This is a genomic window from Candidatus Dorea massiliensis AP6, from assembly GCF_964245105.1.
Classification (GTDB): Bacteria; Bacillota; Clostridia; order Lachnospirales; family Lachnospiraceae; genus Laedolimicola; species Laedolimicola intestinihominis.
The window spans coordinates 75,911-98,097 of sequence record NZ_CAXTKW010000008.1 but is presented as its reverse complement, the minus strand read 5'-3'; the positions used below and the strand labels follow the sequence as shown (position 1 = coordinate 98,097).

The window sequence follows — 22,187 nt, the reverse complement described above, 5'->3', positions numbered from 1 at the left end:
TGGAGAATACTATACAATGTAAGAAAATGCACATCAATATTAAATTCATAGACTATATGGGTTTGGAAATGTATTATTTGTTGTGAATAGATATACGGTTAAAAAGAGGTTGTGAATATGAAAATAGCAGTAGCAGGTACCGGATATGTCGGACTATCTCTTGCAGTGCTCTTATCTCAGCATCACGAGGTCATAGCGGTTGATATTATCCCGGAAAAGGTAGAATTAATTAACAACAGGAAATCGCCCATTCAGGACGAGTATATTGAAAAATATTTGGATGAAAAGGAACTGCATTTGACAGCGACATTGGATGCAGAGACTGCGTACAAGGATGCAGATTTCGTAATTATTGCGGCTCCGACGAATTATGACAGTAAGAAGAATTTTTTTGATACGTTTGCCGTAGAGACTGTGATTAAACTGGTGATGCAGTATAATCCGGATGCCGTTATGGTGATCAAATCGACCATTCCAGTCGGCTTTACAGCATCCGTGCGTGAGAAATACCATAGTGACAATATTATTTTCAGCCCGGAGTTCCTTCGCGAGAGCAAAGCTCTGTACGATAACCTTTATCCCAGCCGTATCATCGTTGGTACGGATACGAAGGACAAGCGTCTGGTTGAAGCGGCTTATACATTTGCAGGTCTGCTGCAGGAAGGGGCTATCAAGGGAAATATAGATACTTTGATTATGGGATTTACAGAAGCAGAGGCTGTGAAACTATTTGCTAATACATATCTGGCTTTGCGTGTATCCTATTTTAATGAGCTGGATACCTATGCGGAAATGAAAGGCCTGAACACCCAGCAGATCATCGACGGTGTCTGCCTGGATCCGCGTATCGGCAGCCACTACAATAATCCAAGCTTCGGTTACGGTGGCTACTGCCTGCCGAAAGACACTAAGCAACTCCTGGCCAACTATGCGGATGTGCCGGAGAACCTCATTGAGGCCATCGTGGAATCCAACCGTACCCGGAAGGATTTCATCGCGGATCGTGTGCTTCAGATGGCAGGCTACTACAGTTATGATGAGGACAATGAATATGACGCAAAGTCCGAAAAAACCTGCGTCATCGGCGTCTTCCGCCTGACCATGAAGTCCAACTCCGACAACTTCCGCCAGTCCTCGATCCAGGGCGTCATGAAACGTATCAAAGCCAAAGGCGCAACCGTCATCATCTACGAGCCGACACTGGAGAATGGAAGCACGTTCTTCGGCAGCGAGGTCGTGAACGATCTGGAGGAGTTCAAGAAGCGAAGCCAGGCGATTATAGCGAATCGGTATGATGGGTGTCTGGATGATGTGGTGGAGAAGGTTTATACGAGGGATTTGTTTCGAAGAGATTAGTGAGGGAGAACCCCGCTGCCGATGTGGTGGCGGGGTGATTTTGGATGGGGTTACCCTAAGCCAATTATCGCAAAAGGCGAGACAGAAGGAAGTTGTGGTTCTTGTCAGTTGACTTCAGAGAGAGAAATGAGAGATGATACCCATGTTGATTGGTGGGTGTATGACAAGAGTACTCCACAAATATATTTTAGTGAGGTGATAGTTGATGAGTTAATTGTGGAGATCGTGTCGTATAGCGAGAGATTAATGAAATTAATCGTGTTAATTAGTGTAAAAATTTAATAAAATTCAATTGATTTTTACACGAATCCTTGTTATGCTATAGTCAGTACCTTTAAGGAGGACTGTTTATGTATAGAAAGATTAGGGGCTTCCTGGAAGCATGGAAAGAAAGCGAACACCGCAAGCCCCTTATTTTACAGGGCGCAAGACAGGTCGGAAAAACCTATTCTATTCTGGAGTTTGGGCGCACCTACTACGAAAATGTGGCGTACTTTAACTTTGAAACCAATCCAAAGCTGAACGAAACCTTTGAGGAAAACATCAGCTCCGATTATCTGATACCGATTTTATCTCATATCGCAGGTCAGACCATCGTAAAAGAAAAAACGCTGATTGTGTTCGATGAGGTGCAGCTTTGCGAAAGGGCTTTGACCTCGCTCAAATACTTTTGCGAGAACGCTCCAGATTATCACATCATCGTCGCAGGTAGCTTGCTCGGCGTTGCGGTCAACAGAGCAAAATTCTCTTTTCCCGTAGGAAAGGTCGATATGAAAACGCTTTATCCTATGGATATGGAGGAATTTATGTTGGCGCTCGGTGAGGACGATTTAGTAGAGCAGATTAAAAAATGCTTCCAAACCGATACGCCGCTGCCGTCTGCTTTACACGATGCCGCAATGCAGCTTTACCGTCAGTATCTTGTGGTCGGCGGTATGCCAGAGTGCGTGATGCAGTTTGCTGAGACGAAGGACTACATCCTTGTCCGTCATACGCAGGATACAATACTTGCAAGCTATCTTAATGATATGAGCAAGTATAACAACTTGAATGAAATCAAGAAAACCAGACTTGCTTATGATAACATTACTGTTCAGCTCTCAAAGAAGAATACCCGTTTCCAATATAAGCTAATTAAGAAAGGCGGACGGGCTTCTGAATTTGAAAATGCGATTGAATGGCTTTGCCTGTCTGGTATCGTGTCACAGGTTTATAAGGTCGAGCAAGTCAAAAAGCCGCTTGAAAACTATCGTGATATTGATGCGTTTAAGATTTATGTGTCTGACTTGGGGCTGCTTTGCGCCAAGAAGGATTTAGCCGCCAATGACATCCTCTATATGGTCGAGGAAATCAACGACTTCAAGGGCGGTATGGCGGAGAATTATGTTAACGTGCAGCTCTCCATTAACGGCTACCACACCTACTATTGGGAGTCCGAGCGTGGAGCTGAAATTGATTTTATCATTCAGCGTGACGGTCAGCTCATTCCCATTGAGGTCAAGTCTGCCGACAACACCAGAGCCAAGAGCTTAAAGGTCTATATGGACACCTACAAGCCCGCCTATGCTATCAAGCTCTCTGCCAAAAACTTCGGCTTTGAGGACAATAAAAAAATCGTTCCTCTCTATGCCGCATTTTGTATCTGAAATAGGCATCCACTTTTCCTAAAAGGGCAGTGAATTAATTCAAAACGGGATAAGGAGAACAACCATGTGTGACCCCCAAAACCAATCATCCCCCGCGCAGCAGCCCATGGCAGTGGAACGGCTTCAGCGCACCCGGACCGAGGACGCCCTCTGGCAGGCCGTTGTGGCATTTCAGGGGGAGGCGTTTTATACGATATCAGGCCTGCCCTTTTCTTATACGCTGAAACGGGGACGAAGCGGCGACTATAACCGGGAGCTGCTGGTGAGCAGACGCAGGGAGAGCAAGACTCTGGCCTGGAGTTCGGTGGTGCTGGCGTTTCAGAATGCGCTGCAGATGGAGAGGGGCACAGTGATAGGCCGCCCGAAAGAGCTGGGTGATATTCGGGGAATATCCTATATCTATCCGCTGCTGTATCGCTGGGGTGTGATACAGGTTCCGGAAATGGCGGCGGAAAAGATGATCGGAATAGAAAAAGAGACAGAAAAACCTGACGGACAGAGCTGAAAGGAGGGCGTCCGGCAGGTTTTTTATTAAGATAAAACTTGAACTTGCACTTTTTGGTTGTAAATTTGCACTTTTGATTAACTAAAAAATGACATTTACACTTTTTAATCAAAAATCAATTTGCACTTTTCAATTTAATAATTATCTGCTACAATACCAATAACAAGTCGGTACCGATTCGTGGCATCCGACAAAGGTAAAATTGTCAATTTGTATAACGGAGCATAAACTGAAGGAATAACAGGAGGATTAAAGGAGTATGTGTGGTATTGTAGGTTTTGTGGGAAATCATCAGGCGGCGCCGATTCTGCTGGACGGACTGTCCAAGCTGGAGTACAGAGGTTATGATTCAGCCGGAATGGCGGTGCGGGACGGCGACGGAGCCATCGAAGTAGTGAAAGCAAAGGGACGGCTGAAGATTCTGGCTGAGAAGACCAATGGCGGTCAGGCGCTGGCAGGCGACTGCGGCATCGGCCACACCCGTTGGGCGACCCACGGCGAGCCCTCGGAGAATAACGCCCACCCCCATTGCAGCGACGACGGCAATGTGGTCGGCGTACACAACGGCATCATCGAGAACTACCAGGAGCTGAAGGATAAGCTGCTGCGCAAGGGCTACCAGTTTTATTCCCAGACCGACACCGAGGTGGCGATTAAATTAATTGACTATTATTACAAGAAATACCTGGGCACCCCGGTAGACGCCATCAACCATGCCATGGTGCGTATCCGCGGTTCCTATGCGTTGGCTGTGATGTTCAGGGATTATCCGGAGGAGATCTACGTGGCCCGTAAGGACAGCCCGATGATTCTGGGCATGGAGAATGGCGAGTGCTTCGTGGCGTCCGACGTTCCCGCCATCCTGAAATATACCCGCAACGTCTACTACATCGGCAACCTGGAGCTGGGCCGTCTGCAGAAGGGCAAAATTACCTTCTATAACCTGGATGGCGACGAAATCGAGAAAGAGCCGGTGGAGATTAAATGGGACGCCGAAGCGGCGGAAAAAGCGGGCTTCGAGCATTTCATGATGAAAGAGATCCACGAGCAGCCAAAAGCCTTACAGGATACCCTGAACTCTGTGGTAAAGGATGGCACAATCGATCTGTCTGAGATGGGACTTTCCGAGGAAGAAATCCGCGATATCAGCCAGATATACATGGTGGCCTGCGGCTCCGCATATCATGCGGCCATGTCCGCCCAGTATGTCATCGAGGATCTGGCGAAAATCCCGGTCCGTGTGGAGCTGGCGTCCGAATTCCGCTATCGGACCCTGCTGCTGGACAAAAAGGGACTGGTTATCCTTGTCAGTCAGTCCGGCGAGACCGCAGACACCCTGGCGGCTCTTCGTGAGGCCAAAAGCATGGGTATCCGTACCCTTGCCATCGTAAATGTGGTTGGCTCCTCCATCGCCCGTGAGGCAGACAACGTATTCTACACCCTGGCCGGACCGGAGATTTCTGTGGCTACCACCAAGGCCTACAGCACCCAGCTTTTGGCCTGCGACATCCTGGCCGTCCAGTTCGCGAAGGTACGCGGTGAGATCGATGAAGACCGCTACAGGAGCCTGATCGCGGAAATGGGAACTCTGCCGGAGAAAATCACCCGGATACTTCAGGATAAAGAGCGCCTCCAGTGGTTTGCCTCCAAGCAGGCCGCAGCCCACGACGTCTTCTTTATCGGACGCGGCATCGACTACGCCATCTCCCTGGAGGGCAGCCTGAAAATGAAAGAAATCAGCTACATCCACTCCGAGGCCTACGCCGCGGGTGAGCTGAAGCACGGCACCATCAGCCTCATCGAGGACGGCACTCTGGTCATCGGAATCCTGACCCAGAGCGACCTCTACGAAAAGACTGTCAGCAATATGGTCGAGTGCAAGAGCCGCGGCGCATACCTGATGGGCCTGACCACCTACGGTCATTACAACATTGAAGACACTGCCGACTTCGTCACCTACATCCCGAAGACCGACGAGCACTTCACAGCGTCCCTGGCCGTAATCCCGCTCCAGCTCATCGGATACTACGTATCCGTAGCGAGAGGCCTGGACGTCGATAAGCCCCGGAACCTGGCGAAGAGCGTGACGGTGGAGTAGGAAAATCTGCGTGTTCCGGTAGGGAGCGGTTCTTCTCCTGTCCGTACACAAGCTAAATCCTTTTATACTCCGCCTCTTCTCGGCACAGAAACCCGATTTCCCGGGGAGCGATTGGAAACGGCAGCGGCAGCTCGATGAGAGAACCGCTTTGCAGCTCCGTCTGCACAAATTGTCGGATCACCCCGGCAATGCCGAGCCCTACCCTGGCGAAATCAATGAGCAGATCCATGGAGGTGGTCTCCAACACATTTTCCGGAAACAGCGTATGCTCCTTCATATGCGCGTCCAGATACTGCCGGGTCAGATTCTCCCGATTCAGCAGCATCAGGACGCCATTTTTTATGAAAGAAACAGAATCCTCAGCAGTCAGATTCTCGGGAACAGGCTGCCCCAGCTGCCGGGACAGATTATCAAGATAATCCCGGGTGGTCACAAATGTATCCTGAATCTCCATGACCGGCGAAAAAAGCAGCGTCCCCGGATCCTCGGGCCGACCGGTCAGCCCCAGATCCAGATCGCCATTTTCCAGCATCTGGAGCGTCTGATTGGTAGCCTGACAGGAAATGGTCACCCGCAGGTGCGGATGGGTTTTAATAAAATCCTTGAGCCTCGGCATCAGCACATATTTGCAGAGAGTCGAGCTGGCCCCGATACGAAGCTGCCCCATGCCCAGCTCCCGGCGGAGGCGAAGCTGATTTTCCGCGTTTTCCAGGGTCCGAAAAGCGGATTTCACATGTGAGAAAAGCAGTTCCCCGTCTTCGGTCAGCTGGACCCCCCGGGAGGACCGGGTAAAGAGAGCCGTGTTCATAGACTGCTCCAGCTTTCGGATAGACTTGCTGACTGCGGGCTGGCTGATAAAGAGTTCGTCGGCGGCGTGAGAAATATTGCCGGTCAGGGCGACCGTGTAGAAAATGCGGTAGAGGGATAGATTCTGGTTCATGATTCAAATCCTTTCTATAAAAAGGAGAGAAGCCTGACGCTGCAAAGAATTTCAGCAGGAATCATCAGGTTATTCCTAATTTTTTGAAACATAACTTATAGTTATAATAAATATTATTAATATGTATTTTGATTATATCAATAAATGTGCTAGAATACAAGAAGCTGAAAATAAAGACTGCATACCCGAAAGGAGCTTATTTCCACAGATATGCAGAAACTACAGATAAAAGGAGAACAAAATCATGGGAATGACAATGACACAGAAGATCCTTGCGGCGCACGCCGGCCTTCCTGAGGTAAAAGCGGGACAGCTCATCGAGGCCGATCTGGATCTGGTTCTGGGAAATGATATCACCACACCGGTAGCTATCCGCGAGATGCAGAAGCTGAACAGACAGGATGTATTTCATAAGGACAAAATCGCCCTGGTTATGGATCATTTTATTCCGAACAAGGACATCAAATCTGCGGAAAACTGCAAATGCGTCCGTGAATTTGCCTGTCGTCAGGAGGTAACCAATTACTTCGACGTGGGAGAGATGGGCATCGAGCATGCGCTGCTTCCGGAAAAAGGACTGACCGTAGCAGGCGACTGCATCATCGGTGCAGATTCACACACCTGTACCTACGGAGCCCTGGGCGCGTTTTCCACTGGTGTGGGAAGCACCGACATGGCAGCAGGCATGGCCACCGGCAAGGCCTGGTTCAAGGTACCGTCCGCCATTAAATTCAATATCATAGGCAAGCCCTCCAAATGGGTCAGCGGTAAAGATGTAATCCTGCACATCATCGGCATGATCGGCGTAGACGGCGCCCTTTATAAATCCATGGAATTTGTGGGCGAGGGAATCAAAGATCTGTCTATGGATGACCGATTCACCATCGCTAACATGGCCATCGAGGCAGGCGGCAAGAACGGCATCTTCCCGGTGGATGAGAAAACCATTGCTTATATGAAGGAGCATTCAAAGAGGGAATATAAGATTTACGAGGCAGACCCGGACGCAGAGTACGATGAGGAGTACACCATCGATCTGAGCGAATTAAAGTCCACCGTCGCATTCCCGCATCTACCGGAGAATACGAAGACCATCGACGAAATCACCGATCCGGTAGAGATCGATCAGGTAGTCATCGGTTCCTGTACCAATGGACGTATCGACGACCTGCGTGCAGCCGCTGAGATTCTGAAAGGCCGCAAGGTGAAGAAGGGACTTCGCTGCATCGTGATTCCGGGAACCCAGAAGATCTACATGGACGCTATGGACGAGGGACTCTTAAAGATCTTCATTGAGGCGGGTGCTGTGGTCAGCACACCCACCTGCGGACCCTGCCTGGGCGGATATATGGGAATTCTGGCAGCAGGCGAGCGCTGCGTATCCACCACCAACCGGAACTTCGTAGGCCGTATGGGACACGTGGATTCCGAGGTATATCTGGCAAGCCCGGCCGTAGCCGCAGCCAGCGCCGTGACCGGACAAATCAGCGCACCGGCAGAGCTTGGATTATAGGAGGAAGAAAAGATGCAGGCAAAAGGAAAAGTATTTAAATACGGAGACAATGTAGATACAGACGTAATCATTCCCGCCAGATATCTGGCCATCGCAGACCCCAAAGAACTGGCGGAGCACTGCATGGAGGATATCGACAGGGATTTCGTGAAGAAGGTACAGCCCGGCAATATCATGGTGGCAGGCAAGAACTTCGGCTGCGGCTCCTCCCGCGAGCACGCGCCGCTGGTCATCAAGGTGTCTGGTATTTCCTGCGTTATCGCGGAGACCTTCGCGCGTATCTTTTATCGCAACGCCATCAATATCGGACTTCCGATCATTGAGTGTCCGGAGGCGGCAAAGGATATTCAGGACGGAGACGAGGTAGAGGTGGACTTCGACAGCGGTATCATTTACAACCGCACCAGCGGCAAGCAGTACCAGGGTCAGGCCTTCCCGGAATTTATGCAGAAGATTATTAAGGCCGAGGGACTGATCAATTATATCAATCAGAAATAAAGGCAGAACGTTCTTTTCATGTTATGCAGGCGGCGTAAACAGCGGCAGCTCCGGCGGCGCGAAGCTGAAGGAGAAGAAGCAGATGACGAGGAGAAGCAGCAGCACATAGACCGCCAGGAGCGGCAGCCGGAGCCCCGGACAGCGTACCTCAAAATACCGGGACAGAAAGAAGGTCAAAAGTACACTCAGTATAAAAATGAGAATATCCAGCACCAGAAAATCCCGTCCCAGAAGTCCCGTGTAGGTGAAAAATGCGGACGCGATAAAAAACATTCCAATGCAGACCGCCAGAAGCCGGGACGTGAGAAAATGCCCGGAGGTCTTATACAGCACGATGATTTCAAAAAAGGTATAGAGCAGCACAGGGAAAAACAAAAGCTTTAAGTGTTCCCAGACGGACTCATTGACTGGAGAGTAGAGGGCCACAAAAGGGTTTTCCCCGCTCCATTCATAGGTGAAGTGTAACAGCGTGCCGATGATCAGCGTAAACAGAATCCCGGCAGCCAGGTTGATGCGCTCACGGATTTTCATAAAAGTACTCCTTCGGATAACAGCTTCCATTAAATTTAGAACAGAAAATGCTCCAAAATGTCTGTCCTCTGAAAAATATTTTTTGTTTATTTCACTGGAATTATTCAAGAAAAGGATAAAACAGGAAAATAAATACAAAAAATGTTACAAAATTATTACGGAAGGCTTGACGGAGCAGACAATCATTTCTATAATGGGCGTATGAACAGACTAAGAGATGGTGCAATCGTGCTGGGATTGGCAGGTATGCTTTTGATGGTGTCCGCCGATACGAAGGATGTGGAAGCGAAAATCTCTTACGAAAGTGAAAGTATTGACAGATCGACAGAGGATGATACCGCCGGGGTGCTCCGGGGAATCGGGACAGAGCTGCTTGGCGCTGTGGCGGAGAACCGTGTAGATTCCGGCCGGATGCGGCAGACTTACGCAGAGGCACAGGCAGACTGGCCGGAGGAAGAGATAGATCAGACCGTAATTTTGGAGGAAGAAACAGCAGAGACAGAACCGGTGACAGAAGCTGCCGCAGTGCAGCCGGAACTGGCCGTTCCGGAGAATAGCATTTACGTCATCACCGCGGAGGACTATGACGCCCTCCTGCGCATCGTGGAGGCCGAAGCCTCCGGCGAGGATGAGACAGGCCGTCTGCTGGTGGCCAACGTGGTCCTGAACCGCGTCCGAAGCGCAGCCTTTCCGAATACAGTAAGCGAAGTCGTCTACCAGCGGAAGAACGGCAAAGCCCAGTTCTCCCCGGTACACACCGGCAAGATAGCGCGCGTCACCGTCTCCGACGCCACCCGCGCCGCCGTAGCCCGGGCTCTGACCGGCGAGGACGTCTCCGAAGGCGCTCTCTATTTCGTAAACCCCACCCTGGCCGACGCCGGAAACCTTAAGTGGTTCCGGGAGCACCTGACGCTGCTCTTTGCCTACCATGGGCATGAGTTTTATTTATAAAGGGGTTGACAATAACAGCGACATTTGCTATCCTAAACTACAGATATTAGATAAATGCGAGGACGAGGAGTAGTACGATTCCCTTGGAGTGCAGAGAGCTGCTGGCTGGTGTGAAGCAGTGGAAGAGAGAGGGGGAACTGACCTCAGAGCGGCTGTCCGAAATCCGATGTCTGATTTTCAGAAAATCGGAAAGTAGACGCAGACGGAGCCCGACCGTTACAGCGGGGAGGATATAAGGTTCAGATAAGAATCCGTATCCGATGAGAGTGTGAATGAGATTCACAAAAATGGAGTGGTACCGCGTAAGGCGAATAAGTCTTCCGTCTCCGTTGGCAGCAGGCTGACGGAGGCGGATTTTTTTACGCGAGTAAAATTCGCGAAGCGTATTTTATCTCGTTGCGGAAATCCACGTTCCTGTAGGTTGCCATACCGCATATCTATTATCGAAATGCAGAATAACACAACACACAGAACAAAAGGAGAGAAAACATCATGATGAATTACAGGAAATACCAGAGACAGTACTTTTTACCGCCGTACCCCTGTATGAAGTGGGCCGAGAAGGATTACGTAGACAAGGCTCCCGTATGGTGCAGCGTGGATTTGCGTGACGGCAACCAGGCGCTGGTGGTTCCCATGACTCTGGAGCAGAAGGTGGGCTTTTTCAAGCTCCTCTGCAAAGTAGGCTTCAAGGAGATTGAGGTGGGCTTTCCGGCGGCGTCTGAGACCGAGTATGAGTTCCTGCGTACCCTGATTGAGCAGGATCTGATTCCGGACGACGTGACTATCCAGGTACTGACCCAGGCCAGAGAGCACATCATCCGCAAAACCTTTGCGGCGCTGGAGGGCGCAAAGCAGGCCATTGTTCATGTATACAATTCCACTTCCGTGGCACAGCGGGAGCAGGTATTCCATAAATCCAAAGAAGAGATCCTGAAGATCGCCGTGGACGGCGCGGAGCTTCTGAAGAAGCTGGCGGACGAGACTGAGGGTAACTTCCGTTTCGAGTACAGCCCGGAGAGCTTCACCGGAACGGAGCCGGAGTACGCGCTGGAGGTATGTAATGCCGTTCTGGATGTATGGAAGCCTACCGCAGATAAGAAGGCCATCATCAACCTTCCGGTTACTGTACAGCACTCCATGCCCCATGTATACGCAAGCCAGGTGGAGTACATGTGCGAGAACCTGAAATACCGCGAGAACGTTATCGTTTCCCTGCATCCCCACAATGACCGTGGCTGCGGCGTGGCGGACACTGAGATGGGCCTGCTGGCTGGCGCTGATCGTGTGGAGGGAACCCTGTTTGGCAACGGCGAGCGTACCGGTAATGTGGATGTGGTAACCCTGGCCATGAACATGTATTCCCAGGGCGTGGATCCGAAGATGGACTTCAGCAACATGCCGGAGATCTGCGAGGCTTATGAGAAGTTCACGGGCATGAAGGTCAATGAGAGAAGCCCCTACGCAGGAGCGCTGGTATTCGCAGCCTTCTCCGGTTCCCATCAGGACGCCATCGCCAAGGGCATGAACTACCGTGTGGAGAACGATCCGGAGCACTGGACCGTACCGTACCTGCCCATCGACCCCACCGACGTGAGCCGCAACTACGACGCGGACGTGATTCGTATCAACAGCCAGTCCGGCAAGGGCGGCGTGGGCTACATTCTGGAGCACAACTTCGGTCTCAATCTGCCGCCGAAGATGCGCGAGGCTATGGGCTACGCGGCCAAGGACGCGTCCGATCACCAGAACAAGGAGCTGATGCCGGAGGAGATCTTCGAGATCTTCAAGAAGAAGTTCGAGGGCATTACGGCTCCCTACAATATCACGGAAGTACATTTCAAGCAGGTGGACGGTATCACGGCAGAGGTACATACCGAGTATCAGGGAGAAAAGAAGGTTCTCTACGCTACCGGAAACGGTCGTCTGAACGCAGTCAGCAATGCGCTTAAGAAGGGATACGGCCTGGAGTACAGCCTGGTTACTTATCAGGAGCACGCTCTGGAGCAGAGTTCCAGCTCCCGCGCTATCGCCTATGTGGGTCTCCAGAAGCCGGACGGAACCCTGGCCTGGGGCGCAGGCGTGGACCCGGATATCATCCGTGCCTCCATCGACGCGCTGCTGACAGCCATCAACAATTCCGTGGCATAGAAAACAGGATAAAAACAAGCGGAAAAATGAGGTCTCTCCACGTTCAGAGGCCTCATTTTATATGTACGTCTGTGGCGGACATGCTGTGCCAAAACTGTGGTTTTTCAAAGTCCTGTGGAAATGCCGGATAGAATGGACTATAATACAAAATAAGAAGAAAAAAGGAAAGGAAAGAAACGGGTATGCGGATCGCACTGGCACAGACGGAGCCTCTCTGGGAGGCAAAATACGAAAATTTTGAGCACGCGGAGAGCTTTTTGCAAGAAGCGAGAGAAGGACAGGCGGAGCTTGTCCTATTTCCGGAAATGAGCATGACCGGCTTTTCCATGCATCCGGAGAAGATCGGGGAACCGGCGGAGAAGCCGGAGACGCTGAACTATTTTGCGAAAAAGGCGGTGGAATACGGCCTCTACATCGGTGTGGGTTACGTAGAATACCGGGAGCCCAAGTCCTATAACCGTTACGCAATGATAAGTCCCAAGGGCGAGATTCTGACGGATTACCGGAAGATCCATCCCTTTACCTTCGGAACAGAATCGGTGCATTACGCAGGCGGCGATTCCCTAAGTTTCTGTAAGGTAGGCGACTGGACCATAGCTCCCTTTATCTGCTATGATCTGCGCTTTCCGGAGATCTTTCAGCTTGCCTCCCCACAGGCGGAGCTTATCGTGGTTCCCGCCAACTGGCCGGAGGACCGGGTGGAGCATTTCAAGACCCTTTTAAAAGCCCGCGCCATCGAGAATCAGTGTTACATCGCCGGAATCAACCGGGTAGGACATGCCAGAACCTCGGTGTACAGCGGGGATTCCATGATTGTAGATCCGTTGGGACGGGAATTGGCCCATGGCGGAAGAACGGAAGAACTGCTGGTGGCTGACCTGGATCTGGAAATGGTGCGGAAATACCGGGCAGCGTTCCCGGCAAAGATTGACCGGAAGCCGGAGCTGTACCGAAAGCTGGCGGATGGGCTGCATATTTAACTTTTGACGTAATGATTTAACGTAATAAAGAGCTGCGCATTGACGCGGTTCCTATGATCTGGTATAATAAGCGGGAATTTTGTGAGAACAAAGAATCACGATTTGCGATCTCGCTCCTGAAAAAGGGCAGTTCAGCAGATGCAGTGATCAGAATACAAGAAAAGGGGACAACTACTATGGATTTGTTATACAGAAGTACCAGAGATTCCAGTGTGCAGGTAACTGCTTCCCAGGCTATCTTAAAGGGTCTTTCCGCGGACGGCGGTCTGTTTGTGCCGATGGAGATTCCGGCACTGAATGTAAGTCTGGATGAGCTGGCAAAGATGAGCTATCAGGAGACAGCTTACGCGGTTATGAGCAAGTTCCTGACGGATTTTACAGAGGAGGAGCTGAAGCACTGCATCGACAGCGCTTACGACGAGAAGTTTGATACGCCGGAGATCGCGCCGCTTGTGAAGGCGGACGGCGCTTATTTCCTGGAGCTGTTCCATGGTTCCACCATCGCGTTCAAGGATATGGCGCTCTCCATCCTGCCCCATCTGATGACCGTTTCCGCAAAGAAGAATCAGGTAAAAAATGAGATCGTGATCCTGACCGCTACCTCCGGCGATACCGGCAAGGCAGCTATGGCAGGCTTCGCCGATGTGCCTGGTACCAGAATTGTGGTATTCTACCCGAAGAACGGCGTCAGCCCCGTACAGGAGAAGCAGATGGTGACCCAGAAGGGTAAGAATGTGAAGGTCATCGGTATCCATGGCAATTTCGATGACGCCCAGAGCGGGGTAAAGGCCATTTTCGGTGATAAGGATCTGGCGAAGGAAATGGACGCGGCAGGCTTCCAGTTTTCTTCCGCAAACTCTATTAACATTGGCCGTCTGGTTCCGCAGATTGTATATTATGTATATGCTTACGCGAAATTATATGCAAATGGCGAGATTGAAAAGGATGAGAAGATCAACGTGGTGGTTCCCACCGGCAACTTCGGCAATATTCTGGCGGCATATTACGCAAAGCAGATGGGTATGCCCCTTGAGAAGCTGATTTGCGCCTCCAATGACAATAAGGTGCTGTATGATTTCTTCCGGACCGGCAGCTACGACCGGAATCGGAAATTTGTGCTGACCACTTCCCCGTCCATGGACATTCTGATTTCCAGCAATCTGGAGCGTCTGATTTACCGTATCGCCGGTCACGACGACAAAGCGGACGCAGCGTTCATGAAGTCCTTAAGTGAGAGCGGAAAGTATGAGATTACCCCGGCCATGCGGGAAAAGCTGGGTGATTTCTATGGAAATTACGCGACGGAGCAGGAGACTGCGAAGACCATTCACGATCTGTATGATGAAAATGGCTATGTCATTGATACCCATACGGCGGTAGCGGACTGTGTATATAAGAAGTATCAGGCAGAGACAGGAGACCGGACAAAAGCTGTGATCGCGTCTACCGCAAGCCCCTTTAAGTTCACCAGAAGCGTCCTGGAGGCCATGGGCGTGGACTGCGAGGGCAAGGATGACTTCGCACTGGCGGATGAGCTGTCGAAGCTGTCCGGCGTGGCAGTTCCGAAGGCGGTAGAGGAGATCCGCACCGCTCCGGTTTTGCATGATACCGTAGTGGAGGTACCGGAGATGAAGGCGGCTGTAAAGGCATTTCTCGGTATGTAAGCTCAAAAAAAGAAAAGGAAGCGCTGTCCCCGGGAGAGAGGACGGCCACAGGTATGAAAATGGGTAATATATGGAGCTTTCTGGATATTATTTTTGTGGGAGCCGGCGTCTATATGCTGTATGCCTGGTTTCTTATGAAAAAAAAGGGCGAAATTAAGCAGGAAGTCCTGATGAGTAAGGATATTGAATTGAAAAAGTGTAAGGATTTGGAAGGCTACAAGGCTTATATAGCGCCGAAGATGGTAGTGTTTGGAGTGAGCGCTGTGATTTACGGCGGTATGGGGCTGGTCAACAGCTATGTGACACCGCTTCCCTCTATGCTTTACAATGTAATGATGTTTGTGTTTTTGCTGGTGCTGATCTGGTTCGCGCTGATGGCGCGAAAGGGAACCGAAAAGTTCTGGTAAAATATGTGAGGATCCCGGCAGAATGAAAAAGCTGCCGGGATTTTTATATGAAAAACAGCCTTCGGATCAGAAACACAGAAATCTGACCGCCGAAGGCTGTATCATTTTCGGAAGAAAGCGGATTACCGCTCAGCGAGCTTCACATACTCCTGCCGCTCGGCCACGCTCTTATATGCCGGACGGATGATCTTGCCGTTATTCGCCAGCTCCTCGATGCGGTGGGCGCTCCAGCCCACGATACGGGCCATGGCGAAGATCGGGGTGTAGAGCTCCAGGGGAAGATCCAGCATGCTGTATACAAAGCCGCTGTAGAAGTCCACATTGGCGCTGACGCCTTTGTAGATTTTGCGTTCCTCGCCGATGATCTGGGGGGCCAGCCGTTCCACCATGGAATAAAGGGCGAATTCCTCTTCCCGTCCCTTTTCCACGGAGAGACGCTTGACAAAGGATTTGAAGATGTTCGCACGGGGGTCAGAGAGGGAGTAGACCGCATGGCCCATTCCATAGATAAGTCCTGCATGGTCAAAGGCTTCCTTGTGGAGCAGAGCACGCAGATAAGCGCTTACCTCTTCCTCATTGGTCCAGTCTTTCACCTGCTGCTTCATATCCTCGAACATCCGCACCACCTTGATATTCGCGCCGCCGTGCCGGGGACCCTTTAAGGAGCCAAGAGAGGCAGCCACCGAGGAGTAGGTGTCGGTACCGGAGGAAGAGACCACATGGGTGGTGAAGGAAGAGTTATTACCGCCGCCGTGCTCCATATGAAGCACCAGGGCGATGTCGAGAATCTTGGCCTCGAAGTCTGTGTACCTGCTGTCGGGACGCAGGGTGTAAAGAATATTCTCCGCTGTAGACAGCTCCGGCTTCGGCGGGTGGATGTAGAGGCTCTTGCCATCGTGGTAATGGGCGTAAGCCTGATAGCCATAGACCGAGAGCATCGGGAACAGGGCGATGAGCTGCAGGGACTGGCGGAGTACGTTGGGAATAGAGATGTCGTCGCCACGGTTGTCGTAGGAGTACAGGGTCAGGACGCTTCTTGCCAGGGTGTTCATCATATCCTTACTGGGAGCTTTCATAATGATATCCCGGACAAAATGGGTGGGCAGGGAACGGTAGGAGCCCAGAAGCTCCCGGAAGGAAGAAAGCTCGTCTGAATTCGGCAGTTCCCCAAAGAGCAGCAGATAGGTGATTTCCTCAAAGCCGAAGCGGCCTTCCGATACGAAGCCACGCACCAGCTCCTCGATATCCATGCCCCGGTAGAACAGCTTTCCCTCGCAGGGAACCAGCTTACCGTCCACCATATCGTAGGCGTGAATCTCGCCGATCTCCGTGAGACCGGCCAGCACGCCCTGGCCGCTGATGTCGCGCAGTCCCCGTTTTACATCGTATTTTTTATAAAGCTCTGTGTTAATCTGGCTGGTTTTCTCGCTTAAGCGGGAGAGATCCAGAATTTCGGGTGTGATTTCGGAATATGAATTGATCTGCATAGGCAAAATCTCCTTTCGAAAGTATAACAGATGTTCTGTTGGTAACGGGTGTCCTGTGATGTTCAGATATGTCTGCCGGGCGGATATGAAAGAGTATTCATTGAATTACTTTGCACAGACACTGTTCCGCCGCGTATTGGAGTTATCATATCATAAAGCGGACAGAAAATCATGCAAAAAACAGAAAGTTTACAGATTTTTAAGAAAATGGTAACAAATGAGAATTCTGGCGAAATAAATTGTATTATTTTAAGTACTTTTCCTTGACTTTTTTTTCACAAGATGTGATAATAAGTGGCGTGGGCGGGTAAGCCCTGTATGCAGGATGGCAGCTACATGCAGAGGGACCCTTTAGTTGACACATATAATACAAAGAAAGAGGTCGAGTGAAAGATGGCAAAGATTGATTTAACTCAGTATGGTATCACAGGTACCACAGAGATCGTACACAATCCTTCTTACGAGATGCTTTTCGAAGAGGAGACAAAGCCGGGTCTGGAAGGCTTTGAAAAGGGCCAGGAGAGCGAGCTTGGCGCAGTGAACGTTATGACAGGTATTTATACCGGACGTTCCCCCAAAGATAAATTCATCGTTATGGATGAGAATTCCAAGGACACCGTATGGTGGACATCCGAGGAGTATCCGAACGATAACCATCCGGCAACTCAGGAAGCATGGGCTGCAGTAAAGGATATTGCAAAGAAAGAGCTGTCCGATAAGAAGCTGTACGTAGTAGACGCATTCTGCGGCGCAAACAAGGACACACGCATGGCTATCCGTTTTATCGTAGAGGTAGCTTGGCAGGCTCATTTCGTAACCAATATGTTTATTCAGCCGACCGCTGAGGAGCTGGAGAACTTTGAGCCGGACTTCGTTGTATACAACGCATCCAAGGCAAAGGTAGAGAACTACAAGGAGCTGGGTCTGAACTCTGAGACCGCAGTTATGTTCAACATCACCAGCCGCGAGCAGGTTATCGTCAATACCTGGTACGGCGGAGAGATGAAGAAGGGTATGTTCTCCATGATGAACTACTATCTGCCGCTGAAGGGCATCGCTTCCATGCACTGCTCTGCAAACACAGATATGGAAGGAAAGAACACCGCTATCTTCTTCGGTCTTTCCGGAACAGGTAAGACAACTCTGTCTACCGACCCGAAACGTCTTCTGATCGGTGATGACGAGCACGGCTGGGACGACAACGGCGTATTCAACTTCGAGGGCGGCTGCTATGCAAAGGTTATCAACCTGGACAAAGAGTCTGAGCCGGATATCTACAATGCCATCAAGAGAAACGCTCTTCTGGAGAACGTAACTCTGGACAAGGACGGCAAGGTTGACTTCGCAGATAAGAGTGTTACAGAGAATACACGTGTATCTTACCCGATTAATCACATCGAGAAGATCGCGCAGAATGTAAATGTTATTTCTTCCGGTCCGGACGCGAAGAACGTTATCTTCCTGTCCGCAGACGCATTCGGCGTACTTCCGCCGGTATCCGTTCTGACGCCGGAGCAGACTGAGTACTACTTCCTGTCCGGATTTACTGCAAAGCTTGCAGGAACCGAGCGTGGAATCACAGAGCCGACACCGACCTTCTCCGCATGCTTCGGCCAGGCATTCCTGGAGCTGCATCCGACCAAGTACGCTCATGAGCTGGTTAAGAAGATGAAAAAGAGCGGCGCTAAGGCATACCTGGTAAATACAGGATGGAACGGCACAGGCAAGCGTATCTCCATCAAGGATACCCGTGGAATCATCGACGCTATCCTGAACGGCGATATTCTGAACGCAGAGACCAAGACCATTCCGTACTTCAACTTTGAGGTACCGACAGCTCTTCCGGGAGTTGATGCAGGCATTCTGGATCCGCGTGATACATACGCAGATGCTGCAGAGTGGGATGCAAAGGCTAAGGATCTGGCACAGCGTTTCATCAAGAACTTTGCAAAATATGAGAGCAACGCAGACGGCAAGGCACTGGTTGCAGCAGGTCCGCAGCTCTAATTTATACAAAGGGATTGACAGTAAAAAAAGAACATGTTAGAATGACTCCATTAAAACCCGAAAGGGAAGTGGATTTTTCCAGAGTGATTCTGCTTTTCGCCACACAGATATGAGAGATCATATCTGTGTGGTATTTTTATGCGGGAAAATAAGAGGAGATACGAAATGAACGATACTTTCATGAAAGAGAAACCGATTCTGGGTCTGGTGCTTTCGATGTCCCTGCCCATGGTGCTTTCCATGCTGGTCAATTCCCTGTACAATATCGTGGACAGCTATTTTGTGGCCAGCATCAGCGAGGAGGCCATGACGGCCCTGTCCCTGGTCTATCCGATTCAAAATCTGATCAATGCGATTACCATCGGCTTTGGCGTCGGCATCAACGCCACCATTGCCTTCTATCTGGGGGCACAGCGAAAGGAGCAGGCGGATCGGGCGGCTTCTGCCGGCTTTTTCATCAATGCGGTTCAGAGCCTGATTCTGATGATCATCTGTCTGCTGGTGATGCCGGGCTTTCTGCGGTTGTATTCGAAGGATACAGGGGTTATCGACTATGCGCTGCGGTATTCCCGCATCGTTTTTGCCTTTGCGGTGATGATTTCCTTTAGCCTGAGCTTTGAGAAAATCTTTCAGGCAGTAGGAAGGATGAAGGTGTCCATGGTAAGCCTCATGGCAGGCTGTATCAGCAATATTATTCTGGATCCGCTGCTGATCTTCGGCGTTGGACCCTTTCCGGCTATGGGTATCGAGGGCGCGGCCCTGGCAACGGGCATCGGACAGACCGTCAGTGTGGCTGTGTATCTGATCATTTATGTTGTACGCCCGATTCCGGTGCGAATCACCAGAAAAGCCCTGAGCCTTGAAAAGGATGTGCTGAGCCATATCTATAGCGTGGGTATTCCGGCCACTCTGAATCTTGCGGTACCATCTCTGACAATTTCCGCTTTAAACGCGGTTCTTGCCGGATTTTCAGACGTCTATGTGCTGGTGCTGGGCGTATATTATAAACTACAGACCTTCCTGTATCTGACCGCAAATGGCATCGTGCAGGGTATCCGCCCGTTAGTGGGTTATAACTACGGCGCCGGAGAGGAACAGCGGGTGCGGAAAATTTACCGGACGGCGCTGACACTGGCGGCGGTCATCATGGCTTTCGGTACGGTCATCTGCGTCCTGTTCCCGAACCAGCTGTTCGGCCTCTTTACGGAAAATGCCGCGACAGTGCAGATGGGAGCCGAAGCTCTGCGCATCATTTCTCTGGGCTTTCTGGTATCCTCTGTGTCCATTATCTCCGGCGGCGTGCTGGAGGGGCTGGGACAGGGCGTACAGTCCCTGGTGATTTCACTGCTTCGTTACCTGGTTCTGTTGGTTCCGGCAGGCTTTGTGCTGAGCCGTTTCCTGGGCGCAGCAGGCGTCTGGCACGGCTTCTGGCTGACCGAATGGGCGACCGCGGCGGCCGCGTTTGTGATTTACAAAAAAGCGGTAAGTAAGCTTTTTGCTAACCATTCATAGCCACGATTCCGCGAGATGTATTACTGAGAATAAAGTGAACAGTAATAATTTTTTCTGTTGCCAAATAGTATCATTTGCAGTATAATAATTTCATGAGTTGAGTAACTTATAAGTGAAACGGAATGAATTCCTGGGGTGTGCGTGAACCCGCTATTTTGAACCTACATTTACGTTCATGGGATTCCAACATTTCTGTCCGGATGTCAGGCCTCCGATTGTGCAGTGGAAGGCAGAAAGGCAGTTGAGGTTACCCACCTAGCATTAGCTAGGCGTCAAAATCGCGGAAACGGCACTTTGGGTTTACAAGAAAGATAAGGGCAGTCGGAGACGGCTGTCTTTTCTTTTGCGTTCGGAGGGAAAATGCGGATGGAAGGAAAGAAGCTCCGGAAGATAAAACTGGGAATTCTGACCATAGGAATTCTGATTTTAGGCGTGATACTGAGCCTGAAATATGGCGGCGCGGCGGATAAGTCAGAGATGGAATTTTCGGACAGGAGGGAAACGGAAGAAGCGCCCGGGGCGCGTGAGTCCGGGACAGAAGAACCGGAGCCGGAGCTGCTGCCTTTTACCGGCAGTATCCGTGTCCTTTTAAAGACGGACGGCTTCGCCGGATTGCTGCATGAAAAAGCAACGTTTATCTCAGAAAACGGAAACGAACTGATCCTGACGGACCGGGATACCGGTGAAACAATAGAGGAAGGAAACCGTCTGGAGCTGACAGGGGAGGATGGCGTGCTGTATTTAAACGGAGAACCGCTGGAGGGCAGGCCGCGTTGTCTGCGGACGCAGGCGGCAGAGGCAGGCATCCGGGTGGCTTCCCTGACCAGAAATGCCGGTCATCCCGTTTACGGGGGCGCGTTGGAAATCTGGCCTGCGGACGAGGGCTTCTATCTGGTCAATGAGGTGCCCCTGGAGACATATCTGGCCTATGTGGTGCCCAGTGAGATGCCATCCGGCTATCATATGGAAGCCCTGAAGGCCCAGGCGGTCTGCGCCCGGACCTATGCGTATCAGGAGCTTTCCACATACGCCTACCCGGACTGCGAGGCCCATGTGGACGACAGTGTCAGCTTCCAGGTTTACGGCAACACGGGCCGGACCGCCGGCACAGATCGGGCGGTGGCAGAAACCGCCGGGCAGATTCTGACCTGTCAGGGCAGTCCGATTACGGCATACTATTTTTCCACATCCTGCGGCGCAACCGGCAATCAGGAGGTCTGGTGGGACGGCGATCAGACAGCGACACCCTATCTGGCCGGAAAGACCGTGGATGCAGCCGGAGAAGCGGTAGATTTAAGTAAGGAAGAAGAATTTAACGCATTTCTTGAGGCGGATCATCCGGACGGCTATGATGCGGATATCAGCTGGTACCGCTGGGAGACGGAGATCGACAACAAGACACTCTCGGAAAATCTGAATCAGGCGTTGGCAGGGCGTATCGCGGCCAATTCGAACGCGGTTCTGATCCGCCTGGGAAGTCGTCTGGAAAGCCGTACCATCAAAACCATCGGGCAGATCCGGGGCATCGACGTGCTGGAGAGAAACGAGGGCGGAGCTGTTACAAAGCTTCAGATTCGCGGCAGCCGTCATACCATCGAGGTCAGCACCGAGTACAACGCCCGGGCTCTTCTGAATGTACAGGGCGGAAGCATCCGGCGAAGGGACGGCAGCAGGGTGGAGGGCGGCATGCTGCTGCCCAGCGCCTGCATGAGGATTACGCCTCTGTTTGACGAAAAGGGCGAGCTGTCCGGCTGGCGGTTCACAGGCGGCGGCTATGGTCATGGCGTGGGCTTAAGCCAAAACGGGGCCAACGGTATGGCGAAGCAGGGAAAAGGCTACGGAGAAATCCTGCATTTTTTCTACACAGATGTGGAATTGACGGATATCAGGGAGATGTGATAATATATAAGATACGGTTAAAAGATTCGAGAATATGACGGG

General features: G+C 51.1%; 17 protein-coding genes, 1 other RNA gene and 1 other annotated feature. Of the genes, 15 read left to right on the top strand and 3 right to left on the bottom strand.

Features of this window, described 5'->3' with window-relative positions:
• Nucleotides 1–117 precede the first annotated feature (117 nt).
• The 4 genes from ACESZP_RS09755 (at nucleotide 118) to glmS (ending at nucleotide 5,605) form a co-directional block, all read left to right on the top strand.
• Nucleotides 118–1,356 carry a nucleotide sugar dehydrogenase gene (locus tag ACESZP_RS09755; protein ID WP_499708904.1) on the top strand — a complete coding sequence of 413 codons (1,239 nt, stop codon included), beginning with the start codon at nucleotides 118–120 and terminating at the stop codon, nucleotides 1,354–1,356.
• Between the two features lie 350 nt (nucleotides 1,357–1,706).
• A complete protein-coding gene (locus ACESZP_RS09750; RefSeq protein WP_499708903.1) occupies nucleotides 1,707–3,002 on the top strand; it encodes an ATP-binding protein in 1,296 nt (431 codons plus the stop codon).
• A gap of 64 nt (nucleotides 3,003–3,066) precedes the next feature.
• Complete coding sequence (locus ACESZP_RS09745; protein WP_499708902.1) at nucleotides 3,067–3,507, top strand: hypothetical protein; 441 nt, start codon at nucleotides 3,067–3,069, stop codon at nucleotides 3,505–3,507.
• 259 nt (nucleotides 3,508–3,766) lie between these two features.
• Nucleotides 3,767–5,605 (top strand): glutamine--fructose-6-phosphate transaminase (isomerizing), encoded by a 1,839-nt coding sequence (gene glmS, locus ACESZP_RS09740; RefSeq protein WP_499708901.1) that lies wholly within the window; start codon nucleotides 3,767–3,769, stop codon nucleotides 5,603–5,605.
• Nucleotides 5,606–5,657: 52 nt separating this feature from the next.
• On the opposite strand, the gene ACESZP_RS09735 is transcribed toward glmS, so the two are convergent.
• Nucleotides 5,658–6,545, bottom strand: a complete 888-nt coding sequence (locus tag ACESZP_RS09735; RefSeq protein WP_499708900.1) for a LysR family transcriptional regulator — start codon at nucleotides 6,543–6,545, stop codon at nucleotides 5,658–5,660.
• 244 nt (nucleotides 6,546–6,789) lie between these two features.
• On the opposite strand from ACESZP_RS09735, the gene leuC reads away from it, so the two are divergent.
• Both leuC and leuD read left to right on the top strand, forming a co-directional pair.
• Nucleotides 6,790–8,058, top strand: coding sequence for a 3-isopropylmalate dehydratase large subunit (gene leuC / locus ACESZP_RS09730; protein ID WP_499708899.1), 1,269 nt, complete (start codon nucleotides 6,790–6,792; stop codon nucleotides 8,056–8,058).
• 12 nt (nucleotides 8,059–8,070) lie between these two features.
• Complete coding sequence (gene leuD, locus ACESZP_RS09725; RefSeq protein WP_499708898.1) at nucleotides 8,071–8,556, top strand: 3-isopropylmalate dehydratase small subunit; 486 nt, start codon at nucleotides 8,071–8,073, stop codon at nucleotides 8,554–8,556.
• A 21-nt stretch (nucleotides 8,557–8,577) separates the two neighbouring features.
• Here leuD and ACESZP_RS09720 read toward each other — a convergent pair whose 3' ends face one another.
• Nucleotides 8,578–9,087, bottom strand: a complete 510-nt coding sequence (locus ACESZP_RS09720) for a DUF6512 family protein (protein WP_499708897.1) — start codon at nucleotides 9,085–9,087, stop codon at nucleotides 8,578–8,580.
• 201 nt (nucleotides 9,088–9,288) lie between these two features.
• Here ACESZP_RS09720 and ACESZP_RS09715 point away from each other — a divergent pair, with 201 nt between their 5' ends.
• The 5 genes from ACESZP_RS09715 to ACESZP_RS09695 all read left to right on the top strand — a co-directional run bounded on the left by ACESZP_RS09715 (nucleotide 9,289) and on the right by ACESZP_RS09695 (nucleotide 15,240).
• Nucleotides 9,289–10,038 carry a cell wall hydrolase gene (locus ACESZP_RS09715; RefSeq protein WP_499708896.1) on the top strand — a complete coding sequence of 250 codons (750 nt, stop codon included), beginning with the start codon at nucleotides 9,289–9,291 and terminating at the stop codon, nucleotides 10,036–10,038.
• Nucleotides 10,039–10,088: 50 nt separating this feature from the next.
• Nucleotides 10,089–10,369 (top strand) — a binding site (T-box leader).
• A gap of 161 nt (nucleotides 10,370–10,530) precedes the next feature.
• Nucleotides 10,531–12,189, top strand: a complete 1,659-nt coding sequence (locus ACESZP_RS09710; protein ID WP_499708895.1) for a 2-isopropylmalate synthase — start codon at nucleotides 10,531–10,533, stop codon at nucleotides 12,187–12,189.
• Nucleotides 12,190–12,371: 182 nt separating this feature from the next.
• The gene (locus ACESZP_RS09705) at nucleotides 12,372–13,169 is read left to right on the top strand and encodes a nitrilase-related carbon-nitrogen hydrolase (RefSeq protein WP_499708894.1); all 798 of its coding nucleotides are present in this window, start codon (nucleotides 12,372–12,374) and stop codon (nucleotides 13,167–13,169) included.
• 176 nt (nucleotides 13,170–13,345) lie between these two features.
• Nucleotides 13,346–14,833, top strand: coding sequence for a threonine synthase (gene thrC / locus ACESZP_RS09700; protein WP_499708893.1), 1,488 nt, complete (start codon nucleotides 13,346–13,348; stop codon nucleotides 14,831–14,833).
• 53 nt (nucleotides 14,834–14,886) lie between these two features.
• The gene (locus ACESZP_RS09695; RefSeq protein ID WP_499708892.1) at nucleotides 14,887–15,240 is read left to right on the top strand and encodes a hypothetical protein; all 354 of its coding nucleotides are present in this window, start codon (nucleotides 14,887–14,889) and stop codon (nucleotides 15,238–15,240) included.
• 122 nt (nucleotides 15,241–15,362) lie between these two features.
• On the opposite strand, the gene ACESZP_RS09690 is transcribed toward ACESZP_RS09695, so the two are convergent.
• Nucleotides 15,363–16,727 carry a citrate/2-methylcitrate synthase gene (locus tag ACESZP_RS09690; protein ID WP_499708891.1) on the bottom strand — a complete coding sequence of 455 codons (1,365 nt, stop codon included), beginning with the start codon at nucleotides 16,725–16,727 and terminating at the stop codon, nucleotides 15,363–15,365.
• A 393-nt stretch (nucleotides 16,728–17,120) separates the two neighbouring features.
• Between ACESZP_RS09690 and pckA the strand changes: the two genes are divergently transcribed.
• From pckA to ACESZP_RS09670, 4 genes are all read left to right on the top strand, one after another.
• Entirely contained in the window at nucleotides 17,121–18,734 is a 1,614-nt protein-coding gene (gene pckA, locus ACESZP_RS09685) for a phosphoenolpyruvate carboxykinase (ATP) (RefSeq protein ID WP_440322280.1), read from the top strand.
• Between the two features lie 165 nt (nucleotides 18,735–18,899).
• Nucleotides 18,900–20,246 (top strand): MATE family efflux transporter, encoded by a 1,347-nt coding sequence (locus ACESZP_RS09680; RefSeq protein WP_499708890.1) that lies wholly within the window; start codon nucleotides 18,900–18,902, stop codon nucleotides 20,244–20,246.
• A gap of 124 nt (nucleotides 20,247–20,370) precedes the next feature.
• A non-coding RNA gene (gene ssrS / locus ACESZP_RS09675) (6S RNA) lies at nucleotides 20,371–20,551 on the top strand.
• A 61-nt stretch (nucleotides 20,552–20,612) separates the two neighbouring features.
• A complete protein-coding gene (locus tag ACESZP_RS09670) occupies nucleotides 20,613–22,145 on the top strand; it encodes a SpoIID/LytB domain-containing protein (protein WP_499708889.1) in 1,533 nt (510 codons plus the stop codon).
• The last annotated feature ends 42 nt before the right edge of the window (nucleotides 22,146–22,187 follow it).

Coding starts and splice junctions, on each gene's coding strand:
- ACESZP_RS09755 (WP_499708904.1), top strand. CDS start 118: ATGAAAATAGCAGTAGCAGGTACCGGATATGTCGGACTATCTCTTGCA.
- ACESZP_RS09750 (WP_499708903.1), top strand. CDS start 1,707: ATGTATAGAAAGATTAGGGGCTTCCTGGAAGCATGGAAAGAAAGCGAA.
- ACESZP_RS09745 (WP_499708902.1), top strand. CDS start 3,067: ATGTGTGACCCCCAAAACCAATCATCCCCCGCGCAGCAGCCCATGGCA.
- glmS (WP_499708901.1), top strand. CDS start 3,767: ATGTGTGGTATTGTAGGTTTTGTGGGAAATCATCAGGCGGCGCCGATT.
- ACESZP_RS09735 (WP_499708900.1), bottom strand. CDS start 6,545: ATGAACCAGAATCTATCCCTCTACCGCATTTTCTACACGGTCGCCCTG.
- leuC (WP_499708899.1), top strand. CDS start 6,790: ATGGGAATGACAATGACACAGAAGATCCTTGCGGCGCACGCCGGCCTT.
- leuD (WP_499708898.1), top strand. CDS start 8,071: ATGCAGGCAAAAGGAAAAGTATTTAAATACGGAGACAATGTAGATACA.
- ACESZP_RS09720 (WP_499708897.1), bottom strand. CDS start 9,087: ATGAAAATCCGTGAGCGCATCAACCTGGCTGCCGGGATTCTGTTTACG.
- ACESZP_RS09715 (WP_499708896.1), top strand. CDS start 9,289: ATGAACAGACTAAGAGATGGTGCAATCGTGCTGGGATTGGCAGGTATG.
- ACESZP_RS09710 (WP_499708895.1), top strand. CDS start 10,531: ATGATGAATTACAGGAAATACCAGAGACAGTACTTTTTACCGCCGTAC.
- ACESZP_RS09705 (WP_499708894.1), top strand. CDS start 12,372: ATGCGGATCGCACTGGCACAGACGGAGCCTCTCTGGGAGGCAAAATAC.
- thrC (WP_499708893.1), top strand. CDS start 13,346: ATGGATTTGTTATACAGAAGTACCAGAGATTCCAGTGTGCAGGTAACT.
- ACESZP_RS09695 (WP_499708892.1), top strand. CDS start 14,887: ATGAAAATGGGTAATATATGGAGCTTTCTGGATATTATTTTTGTGGGA.
- ACESZP_RS09690 (WP_499708891.1), bottom strand. CDS start 16,727: ATGCAGATCAATTCATATTCCGAAATCACACCCGAAATTCTGGATCTC.
- pckA (WP_440322280.1), top strand. CDS start 17,121: ATGGCAAAGATTGATTTAACTCAGTATGGTATCACAGGTACCACAGAG.
- ACESZP_RS09680 (WP_499708890.1), top strand. CDS start 18,900: ATGAACGATACTTTCATGAAAGAGAAACCGATTCTGGGTCTGGTGCTT.
- ACESZP_RS09670 (WP_499708889.1), top strand. CDS start 20,613: ATGGAAGGAAAGAAGCTCCGGAAGATAAAACTGGGAATTCTGACCATA.